We start from the raw sequence: 18,746 nt of genomic DNA, 5'->3' as shown, positions 1-18,746 counted from the left end.
GTAAATTTGTATTCTTTTTCAAAATAAAATAGTCTATTTTGTTCCATTATATACAAAAAGAAAGTTTACACTACGAGAATAGTGCAAAGTTCAAAATATAGTCACAAAAGCATTGTAATTTAAATAAAAACCTATTTGAAGTATTTGACTTCAAATAGGTTTTATGAATGAAAATACTAAACAAGTACTTCCGTTTTTAAAACGAATTTCTCTACAACTTTTGCAACACCATCGTTCATATTCGTGTCTGTCACGTAGTTCGCAATTTCTTTAATATCATCTGGTGCATTGCCCATTGCAACACCAAGACCAGCAAATTCAATCATCGCTTGGTCGTTATAGCTGTCGCCCATTGCGATTACTTCCTCGCGTTTAATACCAAGTTTTTGGATTAGTTGGTTTAGGCTTGTTCCTTTCGTAACACCATGCTCGGTAAATTCTAAGAAGAATGGTTTTGAGCGCATAACGCTTAATTGGCCTTCTAGTTGTTTTTGTAGTTTCTTTTCTACTTCAACAAGGCGTTCAGCTTCTTTGTTCATTAATACTTTTACTACAGGCTCTGTTACAGCGGCTTTAAAATCATCTACTACAACAATTGGCATACCAGTAATGTCGCCCTCAATTTCAGTATACGGATTATTTTCTTCTGTTATGATATCATCGCCAATATAAGTATGAATCCATACACCTTCAGTTTTACTAATTTCAAATAGGTTGTGAACGATTTCAGGAGATAGCGTACTACTAAAGATTTCTTCATTTGTTTTACAGTTAATAATTTTTGCACCGTTAAAAGATAAAATAAAGCTGCCGTATTCTTCTAAACGAAGTTCTTTTGCAACATTGCGCATACCAAACGTCGGACGCCCGGAAGCAAGTACAACTTTAACACCGCGCTCTTGTGCTGTCATTAAAGCCTCTTTTGTACGAGGTGAAATTGTGTGGTCATCGCGTAATAAAGTATCATCTAAGTCTAAAACAATCATTTTATAAGTCATATAGGAAGTTCCTTTCTCTGTTGAAATAGAAATAAATTTTTATGAAGATATTGGGGAAATATATAGTAAGACATCGAACCTCTTTGCGTGAAGCTAGGAGAAGTTCTGCATTGTTAGTATAAATTATCATGAGCGTGTTGCCCATGATAATTTATCCCGCATTAACGGGCAGTAAGACTCCCACCTCAAAATTTAGCTGGAGCAAAGAAGTTAGGTGGGAGATTAACTGCCCGTAAACGCCCGATTGGTGTGGGCTAATAATCAGTGGGGATGAACAAAAACCCCACTGATTAAAGTTTCACTTTATCATTATCGTAACAACTCTAAAGATAGAGTGCAATAATGGAAGTTTTCCAATTTACGATAGTTGTTTTTCGTGCGAACGAGAAAACAGTATTTCCAGCAAGATAGCCATTACAGATCCAAGAACGAGACCGTTACTTAAAAATGAAGCTAAAAATGGCGGTAGAGTAGAAAATGCCCCGGCTGGAACAAACATAACTCCGATTCCTGTAAAGATTGAAAGACCTGCTACTTTAAATAATTGTTCTTTATTTTGTACAGTGTCATATTCGCGAAAAGCGAGACCGATCATGCTTGCAAATACAGGGTAAATCGCAGCATACCCAACTGCGACGGGGATTGCTGCAAAGAATGAAGTAATCTTTGGGAATATACTAACAAGAATGATAAAGCTTGATCCTAACATAAATGGGAGGCGTTTATAAATATTTGTCGTTGCAATAAACCCTGCTGATCCAGAAATGGCAACAGGACCAATGGCTGAAAACAGACCACCTAGTAATTGATTTATTCCTGTTATAATGCCAGCTTGTTTGAAGCGGTTCTCCGCGGCACCTTCTTCATACTTAGAAACAACCTTTTGTACAACGCGAATACTTGCTAACATATTTGTTAGAAGTAATAGTGTGACGAAAACTACCGTAATTGCCATGTTCCATTCAATGCGAGGCATTCCGAAAACAAATAGAGATGGAAGACGAATTATATTTGTCACAGGTGTTACTGGATTAGATAATCCGAAGCACGCGAATAATATCCAGCCGCAGACGATACTGAAAAGAACGGAATATTGTCCAATAATAGGTAGCTTCATAATGAAAAAAGATAGTAAAATAACAATGAGTGATAGAATAAATATCTTTGGCTGTACTTCTGTATGTTGTCCATCAAGGCCAAACATGCCTTTTAAGAAGGAGCCACTAAGTTGTGCGACAAGAAGGAATAAATACGTTCCAATTACTGTAGGTGTAAAGTAGCGAACTAGTTTATCAATAAGTCCAAAAACACTAAGAATAATACAAATAATTCCGCTTAGTAAGAAAGCGTACTGAAGGACCTTAAGTGTTTCATTGCTTGATCCAAATAATACGACGCCTAAACTTGCATAAAGAGAGAAAATTCCCCACCAAAGGCCTGCGGGACCCTCTTGAATAGGAAGTTTATGTCCAAATATAGCTTGCAAGAGACCGGCAAATCCGAGAACAAATAATGTTCTTTGTACAAACGCGATAGCTTCAGTGCCATCAAGGCCGTAACTAGTTGCGACACTAATTGGTACAATAAGGCTTCCAGCTAAAATAAATAGTGCCCATTGTAAGGCAGAAAGAAATAGCTTCATTATATCAACCTCTTTCATAGATTCCGTTTCTAGTATATAGGTATTTCATTTCCTTTGGCAAAGATTGTAGATAGAGAAAAGAGTTGAAACATAATATGAATGCACGTAAGCAATTATGGATAGCAGTTATATGTATGACTTTTGTTGTAATTTTAGGGACGCTAGGATTTATGACAATTGAAGAGATTAGCTTGTTTCAAGCATTTTGGATGACGATGATTACTGTATTAACGGTTGGATATGGTGATGTAGTGCCTGTAACACAAGCAGGGAAATTTTTTGCGCTCCTTATTATACCTGTTGGCGTCGGTATCGTTACGTATGCAATGGGGGTAGTAGCAGCTATGATCATTGAGGGTAACTTATTTCATGCAGTGCGGAGGAAGAAGATGGATAAACAAATAGCACAGTTACAAAAGCATATTATAGTATGTGGTTGCGGAAGAGTAGGGCTTCAAGTGGTACATGAATTACAGGAAAAGAAAATCCCATTTGTAGTTGTGGATAAAGATGAAAGTATATTCGAACAGGAAAAGTTTCTATATGTACATGGAGATGCAACTGAAGATCAAGTGTTACATAATGCTGGAATTTCGAAGGCAGCCGGTCTAGTTGCTATCGTAGCAAACGATGCTGAAAATGTATTTATTACATTAACGGCAAGAGGGCTTAATGATGCAATTAAAATTGTAGCAAGAGCTGAAAAACCAGAAACAGAAGAAAAATTACGGCGCGTTGGTGCAAATAAGGTTATTAATCCATCTAGTATGGCAGGCATTCATATCGCAAAAGGTATTGCGAATCCGTTAACAGTTCATTATATTGATACAGTATTGTATGGAATAGAGCAATCATTTGTAATTGAAGAAATTTCAGTCGGGAACGATTCTATCTTAGTCAATAAATCATTACTAGAAAGTGACGTGAGAAATCAATTTGATGTAACAATTTTAGCGATTTTGAGAAATGGGGATATTATACATAATCCGACGGGGCAGGAAAAATTGCAAGAACATGATATGATAATAGTATTTGGTTCAGTAGAGAAGCTGGGGCAATTTGAGAAAGAACTACAAAGTACGAGGTGATAAGGAATGCAAATATCGAGCGATAAGATTTTAAATAAAATGGCAAATGAAATTGCAAAGGCAAAAAGTAGTGAAGGACAAAAATCAAAAGATCATTTATTAGTTGTACGTGCTTTATGCGATTTACTATTAGATGAACAGGTTGAATCTTCTACGTATAGGGAGCCGCAAATTCAATCGCAAGTAATTGGATCGCAGCCTATAACAACAGTTCAACCAGTTATGCCGGTTTCTGGAGAACCTGTGTATATAAAAGAAGAAGGTGCAAATGGTAATTCTTTATTTGATTTTTAAGAATTAAATCGTTTGGCTTATATGTAAAAATTGCTTATGATAAAGGTAAAAAAGGGGAATTAAGATGAAAATTTTCTTTTTACTAGGTTGTATTGCAGCGGGGCTATCTGTTGCGTTAGGGGCTTTTGGAGCACATGGTTTAGAAAATAAAATTTCTGCAAAAATGTTAGAAGTGTGGAAGACGGGCGTTACATATCAAATGTTTCATGCAGGTGGCTTATTCGTAGTTGCTTTATTGATGGATAAGATTCAATCATCACTTTTAACTACTGCTGGTTGGCTAATGGTAGCTGGGATTATTATGTTCTCAGGTAGTCTTTACGCATTAAGTACGACAGGTATTAAGTTCTTTGGCCCAATTACACCTCTTGGTGGTGTAGCGTTTATTGTGGCGTGGATTTTAGTCGGAACTGCAGTTGTAAAAGGGTTATAAAAAACAAAAGCTGGCATTTGCCAGCTTTTTTTATGGTCTTGGGGCGTAAGTTGCTTGTTGACTAGGTAAATACGTAATTTCTCCTGGGAATTCTACATAATCTAAGTAAATCATTAGTAGCAAATAGCGCTTTCCAGATTTCGGTTCACTAATAACGATATGATCACGGCCAGCTGCCTCGATGATCCCTGTATAAGATTGTGTACCAAGCGAACTACCACGTTCATAAGTCATTACAACTGTAGCTGGCTTACCCTTGTTTAAACGAAGGATGTTTTCAATATACGATTGCTCTAGTGGTAACATCCCTTGAGAAACTGCAAGCTGAGCCTGAGCAACTTGTTGTTGCATCGCTTGTTGCTGTTGCTGTTGTCCAGGAGTCATTTGTTGCTGTTGCCCAGGAGTCATTTGTTGCGGTTGCACATAAGTTCCAGATGGTTGATAAAAACCTGTTCCGTAGTATGGGTTTTGTTGCTGTGCCATTCAAAAATCCCTCCTCATTTTCATTCCTTAATATACGCCAGGACAATCCTCACCAGATGGTTGGAAGAAGCAGTGCTTTTTAAAGCGACCAGAATTTTGTTGGTCATACCAAGTTGGTGGGCAAGGGCCTTCAGGTCTAAAGAACCATAAGGAAAAGTTGGCAGGCCAAAAACGTTGTCCTTGAATGGTTCGTCTTGCCAATGCGATATCTTGTTCTCTTGCTCGTTGATAAAAATACCCTTTTTGCGTTGCCTCAAAACCACCAGGATTTTGATAAACCATTTGACGTAAATTACGTATTTTTTTAAAATCTAAACAATTTCCGCGGACACGATTTACCCCAACGTTTCCGACCATTAACATCCCTTGTTGTCCTTCTCCTTCGGCTTCAGCACGCATCAGTCTAGCTAATAACTTTACATCTTCTTCGTTATAAGCAATAACACCCATTATGTGTCACCTCTCTTTTTGGAATACCTTTTGGAAAGAGGTTTATTTCTAGATGAAGTGTGGAACAATTACTAGTTCATACGTATGAGAAAAAGGACTCGGATATGACAACCAAACGAAGTTTTACATTGAGAGAAGAAAATAAAAAAGCTAGCGTGGGCTAGCTTTTTATCATTAAAATATTTTGGACCATAAGTTTGAGAAGAAATCACCAACGGAACGCATTGTTAATACGAACCAATTTGCTTTTTCTACTTCTTCTGTCGTTTTTGCAGCAACTTTCATGCTTTTATTTCCATCTAAGAAACCGTATTTATCAGTTGAGTCTAAGACGATTGAACCTACTTTTGCATCTTTCTTAATAGGGGCAACTAAATGCCCATTTTCAGCAAGTGATTTATCTGCTTCAGCTGAAATTTTGTAAGGTGATTTGCTACCTTTTGCAGTAACTACTGTCACTTCTTTTTCTGGTGCAACTGTTACGTAGTCTTCTTTTCCTTGTACTACAGAAATTTTGTTATTTTTATCTATCTTTAATTTCTGTTTTTCGAAGTTATTAAATCCATATTCAATTAATGCGCGAGATTCTGTGAAACGTTCATCCATCGATTTCGTTTTAATAATAACAGAAATAAGACGTAAATCACCGCGTTTTGCTGTAATAGTGAATCCATATCCAGCGGTATCAGAACTTCCTGTTTTTAAACCATCTGCTCCTTCATAAGAGAAAGCAGCACCTGGTAACATCCAGTTCCAATTTTCCATACGAATTGGTTTCGGATGATTATCTGGGAAGTTTCTAAATCTTTGTTTTGTATCCTCTAGCATTTCTGGATACTTTGTAATAATTGTTTTTGAAAGAATACCCATATCGCGAGCTGACATGGAGTTTTCTCCATTCGGATCAGTTCCTTCAGGATGTTTTCCTTTTAAATCAGCGTTGTTTAACCCAGTAGCGTTTACAAATTTATATTTCTTTAACCCTAGTTTTTTTGCATGTTCATTTGCAAGATTTAAGAAGTTCTTTTCACTTCCTGCAAGTAATTCTGCTAAAGCAATACTAGATCCATTCGCAGAGAAGATAACGATAGAATGATATAATTCTCTTACAGTATATTGGCGTCCTTTTTCGAACGGTACGTTAGAGAATTCATTATTACGTGAAACTTCATAAGCGTAATCAGAAATGTTTACTTTCGTATCCCAAGTGATTTTTCCTTCTTTAATTGCTTCTAATACGGCATAAACAACAATTAATTTTGACATACTAGCGATAGCTAGTAATTCATCTGGATTTTGTTCATGCATTATTTTTCCTGTATCTGCATCAAATAGAAGTGCAGCAGCTGCCTCTATATGTATTTTTTCTTCCGCATGGGATGTTGTTACTCCTAAGGAAGAAAATGACAATAGAAACACTAGTAAAATAGACAAGATTTTCTTCATATACATTATCACCTTCGCATCGTTATTAGCATATAGCTCGTACCATTTTAGCATAAATTTGGATGTGAAAAGGTTACAATCTTACAAGAAATTTGAAAATAATTTATCGATTTTTGTTCAAATTTGCAGAGAAAAGAAGGTTTTTGCAGGTAAATGTAGAGGGTAATAAAAAAAGGAACGAATTTCGTTCCTTTTTTATATTATATGTGTAAAAATGTTGTTACTTTTTCGCTTGGTAAAATGTTTCCGACAAAGAATGTTCCAAATTCACCGTAGCGAGCACTTACTTCATCGAAGCGCATTTCATATATAAGTTTCTTAAATTGAAGAACATCGTCAGCAAATAATGTTACGCCCCACTCAAAATCGTCAAATCCGACTGATCCTGAAATAACTTGGCGCACTTTACCTGCGTACTGGCGACCGATTTTGCTATGACTGTACATAAGTTTCTTACGTTCATCCATAGGAAGCATATACCAGTTATCATTACCTTGGCGACGCTTATCCATTGGATAGAAGCAAATGTGATTTGCTTTCGGTAACTCAGGATATAAGCGAGCTAAGACTTGTGGGTTTTGGTATGGGTCTTCATCAGCTGGAAGATAGTTGCTTAGTTCAACAACAGATACGTAAGAATATGCAGGGACTAAATATTCAGCTAATGTTGTTTTATTTAATTCTGTTTCGATTTCATTTAACTCTTCCATTGTTGGACGTAAGATCATAAGCATAATATCTGCTTTTTGACCAACAACTGTATACATTGCATGACTGCCTTTTTTTGCAGTAGCTACTTCATTCCATTTTTCAACGACATTTAAAAATTCAGACACTGCTTGTCCGCGTTCATCACTAGATAATGTTTTCCATGCTGCCCAATCAATAGAACGTAAATCATGTAAACAATACCAGCCATCTAACGTTGTTGTTGCTTCACTCATTCTATTCACCTCAGTTAATGATATTTTACACGTTAACTATAGCATATATAGGGTTAAAAACATCTAAATAAAGTTTCGGTGCATAAAACTGTCACATTTATCCCGCATTAACGGGCAGTAAGACTCCCACCTTAAAATTTGGCGAATGCGAGGAAGTTAGGTGGGAGATAACTGCCCGTAAATGCCCGATTGGTTCAACTAATAATCAGTGGGGATGAACAAAACCCCCACTGATTAAAGTTTCACTTTATATTTATTGGAAAACGGGAGAAAATAAGGCTTAAGTAGGCTTTATTTTCCGGCTGAATTTTATGAAAATATAATCATTTTCATTTTATCTATTTTTTGGGAGCTATAAGTTTAAAATATAGCTGAAAAGAAGTATTCTTAAAGGTAGAGTTTTTTAACATTTGTAGGAGGGTTTATTCGTGAGCAATTTATTTACAGCAGTAAAAGAAAAAGTTCAAGGGAAAGGCATTTCTATCGTACTTCCTGAAGGAACTGATGAAAGAATTTTAGGCGCTGCAGAGCGTTTAGCAAAAGAAGAACTAGTAAAACCAATTTTAGTTGGTAATAAAGAAGAAATTAGCGCAAAAGCTGCTAGCATGAACTTAACATTAGCAGGCGTTGATATTTACGATCCAGCTACATACGAAGAGATGGATGCAATGGTAGCATCTTTCGTTGAACGTCGTAAAGGTAAAGCAACAGAAGAAGATGCTCGTAAAATTCTTAAAGACGAAAACTACTTCGGTACAATGCTTGTATACATGGGCAAAGCACAAGGTTTAGTAAGTGGTGCAGCTCACTCTACAGCTGATACAGTTCGTCCAGCACTTCAAATTATTAAAACAAAACCAGGCGTTACAAAAACTTCAGGCGTATTCATCATGGTACGTGAAGAAGAGAAGTATGTATTCGCTGATTGCGCAATTAACATTGCGCCAAACAGCCAAGATTTAGCTGAAATTGGTATCGAAAGTGCGAAAACTGCTGAACTATTCGGTATTGACCCACGCGTTGCTATGTTAAGCTTCTCTACAAAAGGTTCTGCGAAATCTCCAGAAACAGAAAAAGTTGTAGAAGCAACTCGCATTGCAAAAGAAATGGCTCCTGAATTAGCTTTAGATGGAGAATTCCAATTCGATGCTGCATTCGTACCATCTGTAGCTGAGAAAAAAGCTCCAGGTTCTACAATTAAAGGTGATGCTAACGTATTCGTATTCCCAAGCCTAGAAGCTGGTAATATTGGTTACAAAATCGCTCAACGCTTAGGTAACTTCGAAGCAGTAGGACCAATCTTACAAGGTTTAAACATGCCTGTAAATGATCTATCTCGTGGATGTAACGAAGAAGAAGTGTACAAGTTAGCTTTAATTACAGCAGCTCAAGCACTTTAATTCTATAATGAATTAATATGAAAAAAGACCACCCTATTTCTTTTGAAATGAAGGTGGTCTTTTTTACTTTTCTAAGCCAAGTGCTTTATTATTACGATCAATAATACGTTGTAAATTCGTCTCGTATAAAGGAACTTCATCTACTGTTAGCTGAGATGGTGTTAACTTTGGAGCGAATTGTTGCAACGTTTTTAAAAGGCGCATCATTAAATCTTGCACTGTAATTGTTTCGCCAAGTAATTCAGATAGTGAAGCCATTGTACTCGGTACAATTTCAGGATACGTAAATCGTGTTTCTTCTCCTTGAATCGCTACGTTGTAAAAATCACGAACGAGTGCGGCGCGCTCAGATCCGCTTCCTGTCGCACATAAGTAAATTTGTACAGCAACACCTCCGCGAATACGACGCTGAGAAATACCAGCAAATTTTTGATCGTGAATGCTCAAATCATAGCTACCAGGACAATAAGAACCAACAATTTCTTTTGCCTCGATAGTAACATCGTAATCTTTTAACATTTCCTTAATTAAATGCCACATCGTATCGTATCCAAGATCGATGTCGATACCTTTTTCTGTTTCTTGGAATAAAAGTGATACGTTTAAAACACCTTCATCAAGTACGACCGCAAGTCCACCAGAATTACGCACGATAACATTGAAGTCGTGTTCTTTTAAAAAGGAAATACCTTCTTCTAAATGCGGTAGGCGTGAATCTTGAATGCCAAGAACAATTGTATTGTGATGAACCCAAGAGCGCATTGTTGCAGCGGATAGACCATTTCCAATACTTGTGCATAACGTGTCATCCATTGCGAATGACTGAAGTGCATGGAATGTTGGTCCTAAACTAGACTGGTCTACAATACGCCACTCTGGCTGAGATAAAATCGAACGGGAATTGCTCATATAACTAACCCCTTATCTATAAAATGACAACCTCTATTATAGCAAAAAATGAAGAAAGGGGTTTTCTCGGATATAAAGTGAAACTTTAATCAGTGGGGGTTTTGAAGTGAAAGAATAAAAAGGATGCATTGTATGCATCCTTTTTATTCTGCAATTTTTTCTAAGTTACCGTTTCGATCCATGCGGAAAGATGTTTGTGAGCGCTCCTCATCATCCATTACTGCTAATTTACGAGCACGGTTCATAATATTCATAAGTGTTTCGTAATCTTCTTGTACAGTATGAGATTGTTGTTCTAATTTTTCTAGTTTCTTTTCTAGTTCTTCATTTCGCAAGATTTGTGCTTTAATTTCTTGCTTCAATCTCGTATTCTCGTTTTCAAGAGCTGTGACTTTTATATTTGAAGATCCAACTGTTTGTAAAAAGTAAATAACATCTTGCATTGTTATTGAACTTTTTGAAGCAGGAACAGTCGGCTCTTGATATGGAATAGCTTCTGTATATTGAACAGCTGTTTCATACGGTACGTGTTCTTCATAATCAGTTATCGCCCCTGAAGCTGGTGGTGTATAAAGCAAACGTTTTTTTGCTTGTTCACCGCCCGCAGCACGCATTTTATCTTTACGATGTTTTTTTGCTAGTTGAAGAGCTTGTTCATAGCTATAGCGAACAACAGCATTCCAGCGGAAACCACAAGCAGCAGATGTGCGATTTAACTGATCACCAACTTCTTCAAATGCATTTAATTGAGTACTTCCTTCTCGAACATGGCGAAGGACTGTTTCAGCAAGTAATAAATCGTCCTCGTCTGTCCAAGCATCTTGTCTTACTTTCATAGATTCAACTCCCTTTCTTTTTATGAACTTCCTATTTTTATAATGGGCAAAAAGATGAGCTTTTATACAAAGCTTTTAAAAATATGGTAGATTTCAATGAAGAGAAAAAATGTGGCTATGAATGATGAAAGATTTTGAAGGAGAAAATATAAATAATAGGTAGCCTTATACAGGAATAGAGCTACGCCCGGAGACTTGCAACAAGCTTCAAAGAGCGGTAAAATACCATTTAGTGTTTATTTTTAAATGTACTTGTGAAAAGTTTAAAATAGAGGAAGTGTTATATATAATGGGAAACGAATTTCGTGTGTGCGATGATTGTCAGGCGACGAACGTTAAAACGTTGATTCCGAAGTTAAAAAAAGTAGATTCATGTGCAACGATTGAGGTTGCATGTCAGTCTTACTGTGGCCCTGGTCGTAAAAAATCATTCGCATTTGTAAATAATCGTCCAGTTGCGGCTCCAACAGAAGACGAATTAATTGTAAAAATTGAAGCAAAATTAAATAAGTAAGAAAAAGAAGAGTGAACAGATTACTCTTCTTTTTTTATGTTTATAAAACGAGATGTGATATTAAATGCGGATTTTGTGTGGATTCGTATTTCAAAATAATGGTTGACAGCCTTTTAAAGCACTAGGTAGAATAGAAAGTGTCTGATTCTGAGAATCATTATCATGAAAAGATCAATTCACCTAATTTTTTTATTATTATTTGAGAATAAATTTCATTTTATTAAATATATGTTGTTGGTTAGGATGGTTGAGGGATGGAAGCGAGCGCAAGGAGTATAGAACAGCAAGATGTGAATGTTAAAGAGATTAAGAGCAGACCACTCGTTGCTTCTATTATTTTAATAGCGGGCACAATTTTGTTAGCTTTAAGCATGGCAGTTTCTATTTCGTTTGGTGCAGCAGATATTAGTTTAAAGACCGTTTGGCAAGCTGTATTTCAGTTTGATGGGTCTATAACGCATCATAACGTAATTAAAGAACTTCGCATGCCTAGAGCAATAGGGGGCGTAGTTGCAGGTGCCTTTTTAGCGGTATCAGGAGCAATTATGCAAGGTATGACACGAAATCCACTTGCATCGCCATCGTTAATGGGGATTACAGATGGTGCTGTATTCGGGATTGCAATTATGTATGCATTCTTCCCTAATTCACCTTATTTAATGTTTGTTATTGCATCTTTTATTGGAGCTGCGTTTGGAGCGAGCATTGTATATGGTATTGGGTCTTCTTCACCAGGTGGGTTAACGCCTGTGAAATTAGCTTTAGCTGGTGCAGCAATTAGTGCTTTATTAGGGGCAATTTCATCTGGAATTGCATTGTATTTCAATCTTGCCCAAGAGGTAAGTATGTGGAATGCAGGCGGTGTTTCTGGAGTGAAATGGCAAAGTATTAATATGTTAGTACCGATTGGTCTTGTTTGTCTCGTCATAGCAATTATGATGTCGAGGTATATTACCATTTTAAGCTTTGGTGAAGAAATTGCGATTGGACTTGGTCAAAATACGACATTAATTAAATTTATCGGAACAGTACTTGTTCTTGTATTAACAGGTTCTGCGGTTTCTATGGCAGGATCGGTTGGATTCGTTGGACTTGTAATTCCACATATGACTCGTTTCCTTGTAGGCTCAGACTATAGATGGGTTATTCCATGTTCTGCAGTCTTAGGTGGATTGTTAATTGAATGTGCAGATATGTTATCTCGCGTTATTAATCCACCATTTGAAACGCCAATTGGAGCAATTACAGCGCTAATTGGAGTTCCATTCTTCCTCTACTTAGCACGTAATGAAGGGAGAGGGAAAATGTGAGGACGAGCGTCTTAACAAAAAAGAACATTTCTATTTTAACGATTTTAGTAGGATTAATCGTTGCTGTATTTTTAGTAAGTTTAAATACAGGAACATTTAAAATTCCTCCAATAGATGTATTAAAGTCACTAGTTGGATTAGGTGCAGAAGATCAATCTGTTATTTTATTTGAATTTCGTATGCCGCGTATGGTTATTGCTATATTAGTTGGTTCTGCATTAGCTATGTCAGGTGCAATTTTGCAAGGGCTATCACGAAATCCACTTGCTGATCCAGGTATTATAGGTATTAACGCCGGAGCGGGATTAACAGTTGTTGTATTCGTATACTTTTTCTTTGGAAAAGTTGGAACTGGTACATTTTTATCTGTATTTATCCTTCCATTTTTCGCGCTAGTTGGTGCGATATTAGCAGCAGTTATTATTTATTTACTAGCATGGAAAGACGGCGTTTCATCGACTCGATTAATACTTGTCGGTATCGCTGTTGCAGCCGGATTTGGTGCTGTTAGTTTAATTTTTTCTATGAAGATGACATCTAACGACTTCCGTTTTGCAACGATTTGGCTGGCAGGAAGTTTATGGGGAACAGATTGGAAGTTCGTACTAAGTGTACTCCCATGGATGGTTATTTTCTTACCACTTGCCATTAGTAAAGCGCACATATTAAATGTAATGAATTTAGGCGACTCTACAGCAGTTGGCCTTGGTGTAAACGTAGAAAAGGAAAGACGTAAATTATTATTTATTGCAGTTTGTTTAGCAGGTGCATCTGTTGCGGTGGCAGGCGGAATCGGTTTTATCGGTTTAATGGCTCCTCATTTAGCGAGAAGACTTGTTGGCGGAAAGCATCAAATTATGTTACCAACGGCTGCATTAATAGGAACGTTCTTGCTTTTATTTGCAGATGTAATTTCAAGAAGTGTGTTACCAACTTCAGAAATACCGGTCGGTCTTGTTATTTCTGTAATTGGCGCACCATACTTCATATATTTACTTATGAGGACAAAATAAAGGGAGGCTTTTTGTATGGCAACTTTAGCAGTTGATGCGGTATCTGTTGGCTATAATGAAGGGTTAATTATAGATGGATTAACAGTTGAAATTCCGGAAGGACAAATTACAACGATTATTGGACCAAATGGTTGTGGGAAATCCACATTATTAAAAACGGCTTCTCGTATTTTGAAAGCAAAACGAGGTACTGTTTATCTTGATGGAAAAGCAATTGAGAAACAGCCAACGAAAGAAATCGCAAAGAAAATGGCGATTTTACCACAAACTGCAGAAGTGCCAACAGGCCTTACTGTGTTTGAACTTGTTTCATATGGACGTTTTCCTCATCAAAAAGGATTTGGAACATTGAAAGAAGAGGATTATCGCTACATTCATTGGGCACTTGAAGTGACGGGGATGACAGAATTCGCAAATCGTCCAGCAGAAGCTTTATCAGGTGGTCAGCGTCAACGTGTATGGATTGCGATGGCTCTTGCACAAGGAACAGATTTACTTGTGTTAGATGAACCAACAACATACTTAGATATGGCTCATCAACTAGAAGTATTAAACTTACTGAAGAAGTTAAACCAAGAAGAAGGCAGAACGATTGTTATGGTTATTCACGATTTAAATCATGCTTCTCGTTTCTCTGATCATATGATTGCATTAAAAGCTGGGAAGTTAATGAAACAAGGAACGCCAGATGAAGTTATGACAAGTGAAACGCTTCGAAATGTATTTGAAATCGAAGCTCAAATCGTTCCATGTCCAGTAAACTGTAAACCAATTTGTTTAACATACGATTTAGCGATGATTAATAATCAATTGCGTAAAAAGCATAATTAATAGAATTGCCCCCTCTTAAAGAGGTGAGAGGGGGAACTTCTAATGGACGTTGAGCTTCTTACCCATGGATGGGAAGTTGAACGCCCGTTAGAACGGGCTATAAACAACAATTAATAAAAATATATTAATTAAATGTTGTTTTCGTTTCTTATAGTTACATGCGAATTATAAGAGAAATACAGCTAGAAGGAGTGAAGTGGGAATATGAAGAATTTTAAAATGGCACTATTAGCAATGGTACTAGTTGTTACTTCTGTACTATTTGCAGCTTGTTCTAACAAAGAAGAAGAAAAGAAAGCAGATGCGAAGGTTGAAGAGCGCACTGTACAACATGCAAAAGGGGAAATTAAAATTCCTGCAAATCCAAAGAAAATTGCTGACCTTAGTGGTTCAACAGAAGAATTATTAATTTTCGGTATGAAACCGATTATTACTGCAAATACAACACAAGAAAAAATTGATGGACATATTGCAAAGAAATTAGAAGGTGTGAAACCAGTAGGTTCTGCTTGGGGCGATAAAATTAACATCGAAGCAGTAGCTGCTGCAAAACCAGACTTAATTCTTGTAAACAATCGTCAAGAAAAAATTTATGATCAATTATCTAAAATTGCACCAACAGTTATGTTAAAAACACCATTAGACCAATGGCGTCCAAAATTCGAAGAAGTAGGTCAAATCTTCGGTAAAGAGAAAGAAACAAAAGAATGGTTCAAACAGTATGATGAAAAAGCAAGCAAATTACATGACAAAATCGTTGCTAAAACTGGCGATGCAACATTCATGAAAATGGCTGCATATCCAAATGCTTTCCGCGTATACGGTGACTACGGTTACGGTAGCGTAATCTTTAATGACTTAAAGTTACCAGCAGTTAAAGGTACACCAACTGATAAACCGCTAGTACAAGTGCAAAAAGAAGCTTTAATCGATTACAACCCAGATTACTTATTCGTATTTACAACTGGTGACGGTTCTCAGCGTCTAAAAGAATTCCAAGAAGAATCAATTTGGAAAAATATGAACGCTGTTAAAAACAATCACGTATTCACAATTAGCAATGAAGACCTAAACAAAGGATACTTCCCACTAGGTAAAGAAATGATCTTAGACGAAGTTGCTGAGTTTGTTTTAGGAAAATAATATATAAAGAAAAATCACTTTTACGTCGGTAAAAGTGATTTTTCTTTATATAACAGGAATTAATATAGTCTTTCATTTCTTTCTGTTTCTTATTTCGTTTATAATATAAAGTAAGAATGCAGTAAAGAAAGGGGGATGTCGGAAAGTGGTATATTTAAACGACAAACTCAGCGAAACAAAAGTGTTTAAAGACCCAGTACATAAATATGTGCACGTGCGTGATCGCGTTATTTGGGATTTAATCGGAACGAAAGAATTTCAACGCTTGCGCCGTATTAAGCAGCTTGGAACGACATTTTTTACATTTCACGGTGCAGAGCATAGTCGCTTTACTCATTCGTTAGGTGTGTATGAAATTATTCGTCGTATGATTGATGATGTGTTTGATGGCAGACCAAATTGGAATGCTGAAGATAGATTATTATGTTTATGTGCGGCATTACTTCATGATGTCGGTCACGGCCCATTTTCTCATTCGTTTGAAAAAGTATTTTCGTTAGATCATGAGAAATTTACGCAAAAGATTATCGTCGGTGATACGGAAATTAATGATGTGTTAAGCCGTGTTGATAAGGAGTTTCCGCAAAAGGTAGCAGATGTCATTGCGAAAACATCTACTAATAAACTAGCGATTAGTATGATTTCAAGTCAAATTGATGCCGATCGTATGGATTATTTATTAAGAGATGCTTATTTCACAGGTGTAAAGTATGGCAACTTTGATATGGAACGTATACTGCGCGTAATGCGTCCATGTGGGAATCAAGTAGTCATTAAAAATAGTGGTATGCATGCTGTAGAGCATTATATTATGAGTCGTTATCAAATGTATTGGCAAGTATATTTCCATCCGGTAACGCGTAGTGCAGAAGTTATTTTAACGAAGATTTTGCACCGAGCTAAATCATTGCATGAGAAGTATTATGCATTTAAATATCACCCTGTTCATTTCTATTCTTTATTTGAAGAAGAGGTAACAGTAGAGGATTATTTAAAGTTAGACGAGAACGTAATGTATTATTACTTCCAAGTATGGCAAGACGAAGAAGATCCAATTTTGAGTGATTTATGCCGCCGTTTTATGAATCGGAATCTATTTAAATATGTAGAGTTTACAGACAAGCATGGTTTAGATAATTGGGTGGAATTAAGTAGCTTATTTAAAAAGATTGGACTCGATCCAGAGTATTATTTAGTTGTTGATTCAACATCAGACTTACCGTACGATTTTTACCGCGCAGGAGAAGAAGAAGAGCGTCTGCCAATCTTACTTCTTATGCCGAGCGGGGAACTTAGAGAGCTTTCACGTGAATCGGATATTGTTGAGGCGATTACGGGTAAGAAGAGAACGGATCAAAAGTTATTCTATCCGCATGATTTAATCTATGAAGATGGAAGAAAAGGAAAATATAAAGAGAGAATTATCGAGTTGTTAGAAGGAAAGAAATAAGAAGCAGCTAAGGGCTGCTTCTTATGAAAAAACTTGAAATTATTTGTCGCTTAAGCGTTTTCCGCCAACTGCATAATGGTTTTTAGACATTTCTTCGATGAAAACAACGATGTTTTCTTCAGGAGCACCAGTTGTTTCGCTTACTGCTGTGGTTACTTTCTCAGCAAGAGCTTTCTTTTGTTCTTCTGTGCGTCCTTCTAACATTTTCACTGTTACGTATGGCATGTACAATCGCTCCTTTTATGTAAGTTACACTCTTATTATAGCGGATTATGAGGAAGAACAATCAGAAAAACAAATATTTTCTTTTTTTGAGATATTGAAGAGGAGATGAATTATGGATCAGTTATTTAGATATCCATTGCAAGAAATTCCGTTGGTAGCAATGGCGATTATTATTGCACTATCTGTACATGAATTTGCACATGCGTATGTTGCATATAAATTTGGGGACGATACAGCGAAAAAACAAGGGCGTTTAACGCTATCACCGATGGCTCACTTAGACCCTATCGGGATGATTGCTGTATTAATTCTTGGATTCGGTTGGGCAAGACCAGTACCAGTTAACCCTTATAACTTTAAAAGACCTCGTCTTGCCGGGATATTAGTTTCGATTGCAGGACCGATTAGTAATTTAATTTTAAGTGCAATTGGTTTAATTATTTTGTATAGCTTAGTAGTATTCGGAGTTTTAGATGCAGTTCCAGTCGCAGTAGCTGATACATTAGGGAAGTTTTTTGAAATCTTTATTATGTTAAATGTTGTTTTACTTGTATTTAACTTATTACCAATCCCGCCACTTGATGGGTATCGCGTTGTGGAAGATTTAGCACCAGCAAATATTCGTGCGAAAATGACACAGTATGAAAAGTATGGAGCAATTGCGTTATTAATTCTTGTTATTACACCGCTTAGCAATTACACAATTCAACCTATTTTTCAGGTAGTTATTCCGCATGTATTAAGGTTTTTACAAAATATCATTGCGCCTATTTTCGGGCTTTTATAATCATTAAGCGAGGAGGAAGTTACATATGACAGAGAAAAAGAAAAAAATCGGTTTTAATATTGTAAAAAATGATTCAACAGATGGACATGGTGGGTTTGGTGTTGGGGCATTAAGCCTAGAAAATATTTCTCCTGTATTTGTTGATGTATTAGAGAAAACTGCGTTCGTTGATATCGGTGCGATGCATGCGCGTAGTACAGTAGAAAAAGGAATTAAGTTTTTAACAAATAAAGATGAAGTTCCGAACGGAAAACCATTTTGGCTTGTTTGGGTAACAATTGAAAGAACACCAAACGGTGCATATTACGCAGGTGTAACTGCTTGTGAAATGACAGTTGACCGTGAAATTCGCCGCGGATATAAATCACTTCCAGAGCATGTAAACAAAATGGATAAATCATTAAAGCGCCACATCATGATTGATCATATGGATGAATCATCTAAAAAGGTACTTGGCACATTCTTAAAAGAGCATAATGAAGCAATTTGGAACGAATCTAGTGAAGAATTGCGCCACGCATTATTAGGTGAATAAAAATAGCTGACGGAT

The 18,746-nt window shown here is 36.6% G+C and carries 21 protein-coding genes; 12 read left to right on the top strand and 9 right to left on the bottom strand.

What is annotated here, in order from left to right; translation table 11 throughout:
* Positions 1 to 176: 176 nt before the first annotated feature.
* Together QUF93_RS28320 and QUF93_RS28315 are read right to left on the bottom strand one after the other, a co-directional pair.
* Positions 177 to 998: a Cof-type HAD-IIB family hydrolase gene (locus QUF93_RS28320; RefSeq protein WP_289360894.1), complete on the bottom strand. Its 822-nt coding sequence runs from the start codon at positions 996 to 998 to the stop codon at positions 177 to 179.
* A 358-nt stretch (positions 999 to 1,356) separates the two neighbouring features.
* The gene (locus QUF93_RS28315) at positions 1,357 to 2,640 is read right to left on the bottom strand and encodes a purine/pyrimidine permease (protein ID WP_289360893.1); all 1,284 of its coding nucleotides are present in this window, start codon (positions 2,638 to 2,640) and stop codon (positions 1,357 to 1,359) included.
* A gap of 95 nt (positions 2,641 to 2,735) precedes the next feature.
* Between QUF93_RS28315 and QUF93_RS28310 the strand changes: the two genes are divergently transcribed.
* From QUF93_RS28310 to QUF93_RS28300, 3 genes are all read left to right on the top strand, one after another.
* Positions 2,736 to 3,728 (top strand): potassium channel family protein, encoded by a 993-nt coding sequence (locus tag QUF93_RS28310; RefSeq protein WP_289361026.1) that lies wholly within the window; start codon positions 2,736 to 2,738, stop codon positions 3,726 to 3,728.
* 6 nt (positions 3,729 to 3,734) lie between these two features.
* Positions 3,735 to 4,022 carry a YwdI family protein gene (locus QUF93_RS28305; RefSeq protein ID WP_002123688.1) on the top strand — a complete coding sequence of 96 codons (288 nt, stop codon included), beginning with the start codon at positions 3,735 to 3,737 and terminating at the stop codon, positions 4,020 to 4,022.
* Between the two features lie 64 nt (positions 4,023 to 4,086).
* The gene (locus QUF93_RS28300; RefSeq protein WP_000688311.1) at positions 4,087 to 4,455 is read left to right on the top strand and encodes a DUF423 domain-containing protein; all 369 of its coding nucleotides are present in this window, start codon (positions 4,087 to 4,089) and stop codon (positions 4,453 to 4,455) included.
* A gap of 30 nt (positions 4,456 to 4,485) precedes the next feature.
* Here QUF93_RS28300 and gerQ read toward each other — a convergent pair whose 3' ends face one another.
* The 4 genes from gerQ to hemQ all read right to left on the bottom strand — a co-directional run bounded on the left by gerQ (position 4,486) and on the right by hemQ (position 7,778).
* Complete coding sequence (gene gerQ / locus QUF93_RS28295; protein WP_289360892.1) at positions 4,486 to 4,938, bottom strand: spore coat protein GerQ; 453 nt, start codon at positions 4,936 to 4,938, stop codon at positions 4,486 to 4,488.
* A 27-nt stretch (positions 4,939 to 4,965) separates the two neighbouring features.
* A complete protein-coding gene (gene cwlJ / locus QUF93_RS28290) occupies positions 4,966 to 5,388 on the bottom strand; it encodes a cell wall hydrolase CwlJ (protein WP_000538162.1) in 423 nt (140 codons plus the stop codon).
* 174 nt (positions 5,389 to 5,562) lie between these two features.
* Positions 5,563 to 6,840 carry a serine hydrolase gene (locus QUF93_RS28285; protein WP_289360891.1) on the bottom strand — a complete coding sequence of 426 codons (1,278 nt, stop codon included), beginning with the start codon at positions 6,838 to 6,840 and terminating at the stop codon, positions 5,563 to 5,565.
* A gap of 194 nt (positions 6,841 to 7,034) precedes the next feature.
* Positions 7,035 to 7,778 (bottom strand): hydrogen peroxide-dependent heme synthase, encoded by a 744-nt coding sequence (hemQ, locus tag QUF93_RS28280; protein ID WP_002113124.1) that lies wholly within the window; start codon positions 7,776 to 7,778, stop codon positions 7,035 to 7,037.
* 428 nt (positions 7,779 to 8,206) lie between these two features.
* Between hemQ and pta the strand changes: the two genes are divergently transcribed.
* The gene (pta, locus tag QUF93_RS28275) at positions 8,207 to 9,178 is read left to right on the top strand and encodes a phosphate acetyltransferase (protein ID WP_002113123.1); all 972 of its coding nucleotides are present in this window, start codon (positions 8,207 to 8,209) and stop codon (positions 9,176 to 9,178) included.
* Positions 9,179 to 9,241: 63 nt separating this feature from the next.
* Here the strand turns inward: pta and lipL are convergent, their stop codons facing one another.
* Together lipL and QUF93_RS28265 are read right to left on the bottom strand one after the other, a co-directional pair.
* Positions 9,242 to 10,087, bottom strand: coding sequence for an octanoyl-[GcvH]:protein N-octanoyltransferase (lipL, locus tag QUF93_RS28270; RefSeq protein ID WP_289360890.1), 846 nt, complete (start codon positions 10,085 to 10,087; stop codon positions 9,242 to 9,244).
* Between the two features lie 143 nt (positions 10,088 to 10,230).
* Positions 10,231 to 10,923, bottom strand: a complete 693-nt coding sequence (locus QUF93_RS28265; protein ID WP_289360889.1) for an RsfA family transcriptional regulator — start codon at positions 10,921 to 10,923, stop codon at positions 10,231 to 10,233.
* 289 nt (positions 10,924 to 11,212) lie between these two features.
* On the opposite strand from QUF93_RS28265, the gene QUF93_RS28260 reads away from it, so the two are divergent.
* The 6 genes from QUF93_RS28260 (at position 11,213) to QUF93_RS28235 (ending at position 17,184) form a co-directional block, all read left to right on the top strand.
* Complete coding sequence (locus tag QUF93_RS28260) at positions 11,213 to 11,437, top strand: YuzB family protein (RefSeq protein ID WP_000526075.1); 225 nt, start codon at positions 11,213 to 11,215, stop codon at positions 11,435 to 11,437.
* 254 nt (positions 11,438 to 11,691) lie between these two features.
* On the top strand, positions 11,692 to 12,747 hold the full coding sequence (locus tag QUF93_RS28255; protein WP_289360888.1) for a FecCD family ABC transporter permease: 1,056 nt from the start codon (positions 11,692 to 11,694) through the stop codon (positions 12,745 to 12,747).
* A complete protein-coding gene (locus tag QUF93_RS28250) occupies positions 12,744 to 13,760 on the top strand; it encodes a FecCD family ABC transporter permease (RefSeq protein WP_144505020.1) in 1,017 nt (338 codons plus the stop codon). Before QUF93_RS28255 ends, QUF93_RS28250 begins: the two co-directional genes overlap by 4 nt.
* A gap of 15 nt (positions 13,761 to 13,775) precedes the next feature.
* On the top strand, positions 13,776 to 14,591 hold the full coding sequence (locus QUF93_RS28245; RefSeq protein WP_289360887.1) for an ABC transporter ATP-binding protein: 816 nt from the start codon (positions 13,776 to 13,778) through the stop codon (positions 14,589 to 14,591).
* A 204-nt stretch (positions 14,592 to 14,795) separates the two neighbouring features.
* Positions 14,796 to 15,734, top strand: coding sequence for an ABC transporter substrate-binding protein (locus QUF93_RS28240; protein ID WP_002123703.1), 939 nt, complete (start codon positions 14,796 to 14,798; stop codon positions 15,732 to 15,734).
* A 145-nt stretch (positions 15,735 to 15,879) separates the two neighbouring features.
* A complete protein-coding gene (locus QUF93_RS28235) occupies positions 15,880 to 17,184 on the top strand; it encodes an HD domain-containing protein (protein ID WP_289360886.1) in 1,305 nt (434 codons plus the stop codon).
* A gap of 39 nt (positions 17,185 to 17,223) precedes the next feature.
* On the opposite strand, the gene thmT is transcribed toward QUF93_RS28235, so the two are convergent.
* Positions 17,224 to 17,409: a 2-hydroxymuconate tautomerase gene (gene thmT / locus QUF93_RS28230; protein ID WP_001147172.1), complete on the bottom strand. Its 186-nt coding sequence runs from the start codon at positions 17,407 to 17,409 to the stop codon at positions 17,224 to 17,226.
* A 112-nt stretch (positions 17,410 to 17,521) separates the two neighbouring features.
* On the opposite strand from thmT, the gene QUF93_RS28225 reads away from it, so the two are divergent.
* Positions 17,522 to 18,196, top strand: coding sequence for a site-2 protease family protein (locus tag QUF93_RS28225; protein ID WP_002123706.1), 675 nt, complete (start codon positions 17,522 to 17,524; stop codon positions 18,194 to 18,196).
* Positions 18,197 to 18,221: 25 nt separating this feature from the next.
* Entirely contained in the window at positions 18,222 to 18,731 is a 510-nt protein-coding gene (locus tag QUF93_RS28220; protein WP_000136685.1) for a YwhD family protein, read from the top strand.
* Positions 18,732 to 18,746: the final 15 nt, after the last annotated feature.

It is taken from the genome of Bacillus hominis (assembly GCF_030348325.1).
Classification (GTDB): domain Bacteria; phylum Bacillota; class Bacilli; order Bacillales; family Bacillaceae_G; genus Bacillus_A; species Bacillus_A hominis.
This window is presented reverse-complemented; position numbering and strand designations above follow the sequence as displayed.

Excerpts from the sequence above, each read along its gene's own strand:
- QUF93_RS28320 (WP_289360894.1), bottom strand. The coding sequence starts at position 998 with ATGACTTATAAAATGATTGTTTTAGACTTAGATGATACTTTATTACGC.
- QUF93_RS28315 (WP_289360893.1), bottom strand. The coding sequence starts at position 2,640 with ATGAAGCTATTTCTTTCTGCCTTACAATGGGCACTATTTATTTTAGCT.
- QUF93_RS28310 (WP_289361026.1), top strand. The coding sequence starts at position 2,736 with ATGAATGCACGTAAGCAATTATGGATAGCAGTTATATGTATGACTTTT.
- QUF93_RS28305 (WP_002123688.1), top strand. The coding sequence starts at position 3,735 with ATGCAAATATCGAGCGATAAGATTTTAAATAAAATGGCAAATGAAATT.
- QUF93_RS28300 (WP_000688311.1), top strand. The coding sequence starts at position 4,087 with ATGAAAATTTTCTTTTTACTAGGTTGTATTGCAGCGGGGCTATCTGTT.
- gerQ (WP_289360892.1), bottom strand. The coding sequence starts at position 4,938 with ATGGCACAGCAACAAAACCCATACTACGGAACAGGTTTTTATCAACCA.
- cwlJ (WP_000538162.1), bottom strand. The coding sequence starts at position 5,388 with ATGGGTGTTATTGCTTATAACGAAGAAGATGTAAAGTTATTAGCTAGA.
- QUF93_RS28285 (WP_289360891.1), bottom strand. The coding sequence starts at position 6,840 with ATGTATATGAAGAAAATCTTGTCTATTTTACTAGTGTTTCTATTGTCA.
- hemQ (WP_002113124.1), bottom strand. The coding sequence starts at position 7,778 with ATGAGTGAAGCAACAACAACGTTAGATGGCTGGTATTGTTTACATGAT.
- lipL (WP_289360890.1), bottom strand. The coding sequence starts at position 10,087 with ATGAGCAATTCCCGTTCGATTTTATCTCAGCCAGAGTGGCGTATTGTA.
- QUF93_RS28265 (WP_289360889.1), bottom strand. The coding sequence starts at position 10,923 with ATGAAAGTAAGACAAGATGCTTGGACAGACGAGGACGATTTATTACTT.
- QUF93_RS28260 (WP_000526075.1), top strand. The coding sequence starts at position 11,213 with ATGGGAAACGAATTTCGTGTGTGCGATGATTGTCAGGCGACGAACGTT.
- QUF93_RS28255 (WP_289360888.1), top strand. The coding sequence starts at position 11,692 with ATGGAAGCGAGCGCAAGGAGTATAGAACAGCAAGATGTGAATGTTAAA.
- QUF93_RS28245 (WP_289360887.1), top strand. The coding sequence starts at position 13,776 with ATGGCAACTTTAGCAGTTGATGCGGTATCTGTTGGCTATAATGAAGGG.
- QUF93_RS28240 (WP_002123703.1), top strand. The coding sequence starts at position 14,796 with ATGAAGAATTTTAAAATGGCACTATTAGCAATGGTACTAGTTGTTACT.
- thmT (WP_001147172.1), bottom strand. The coding sequence starts at position 17,409 with ATGCCATACGTAACAGTGAAAATGTTAGAAGGACGCACAGAAGAACAA.
- QUF93_RS28225 (WP_002123706.1), top strand. The coding sequence starts at position 17,522 with ATGGATCAGTTATTTAGATATCCATTGCAAGAAATTCCGTTGGTAGCA.
- QUF93_RS28220 (WP_000136685.1), top strand. The coding sequence starts at position 18,222 with ATGACAGAGAAAAAGAAAAAAATCGGTTTTAATATTGTAAAAAATGAT.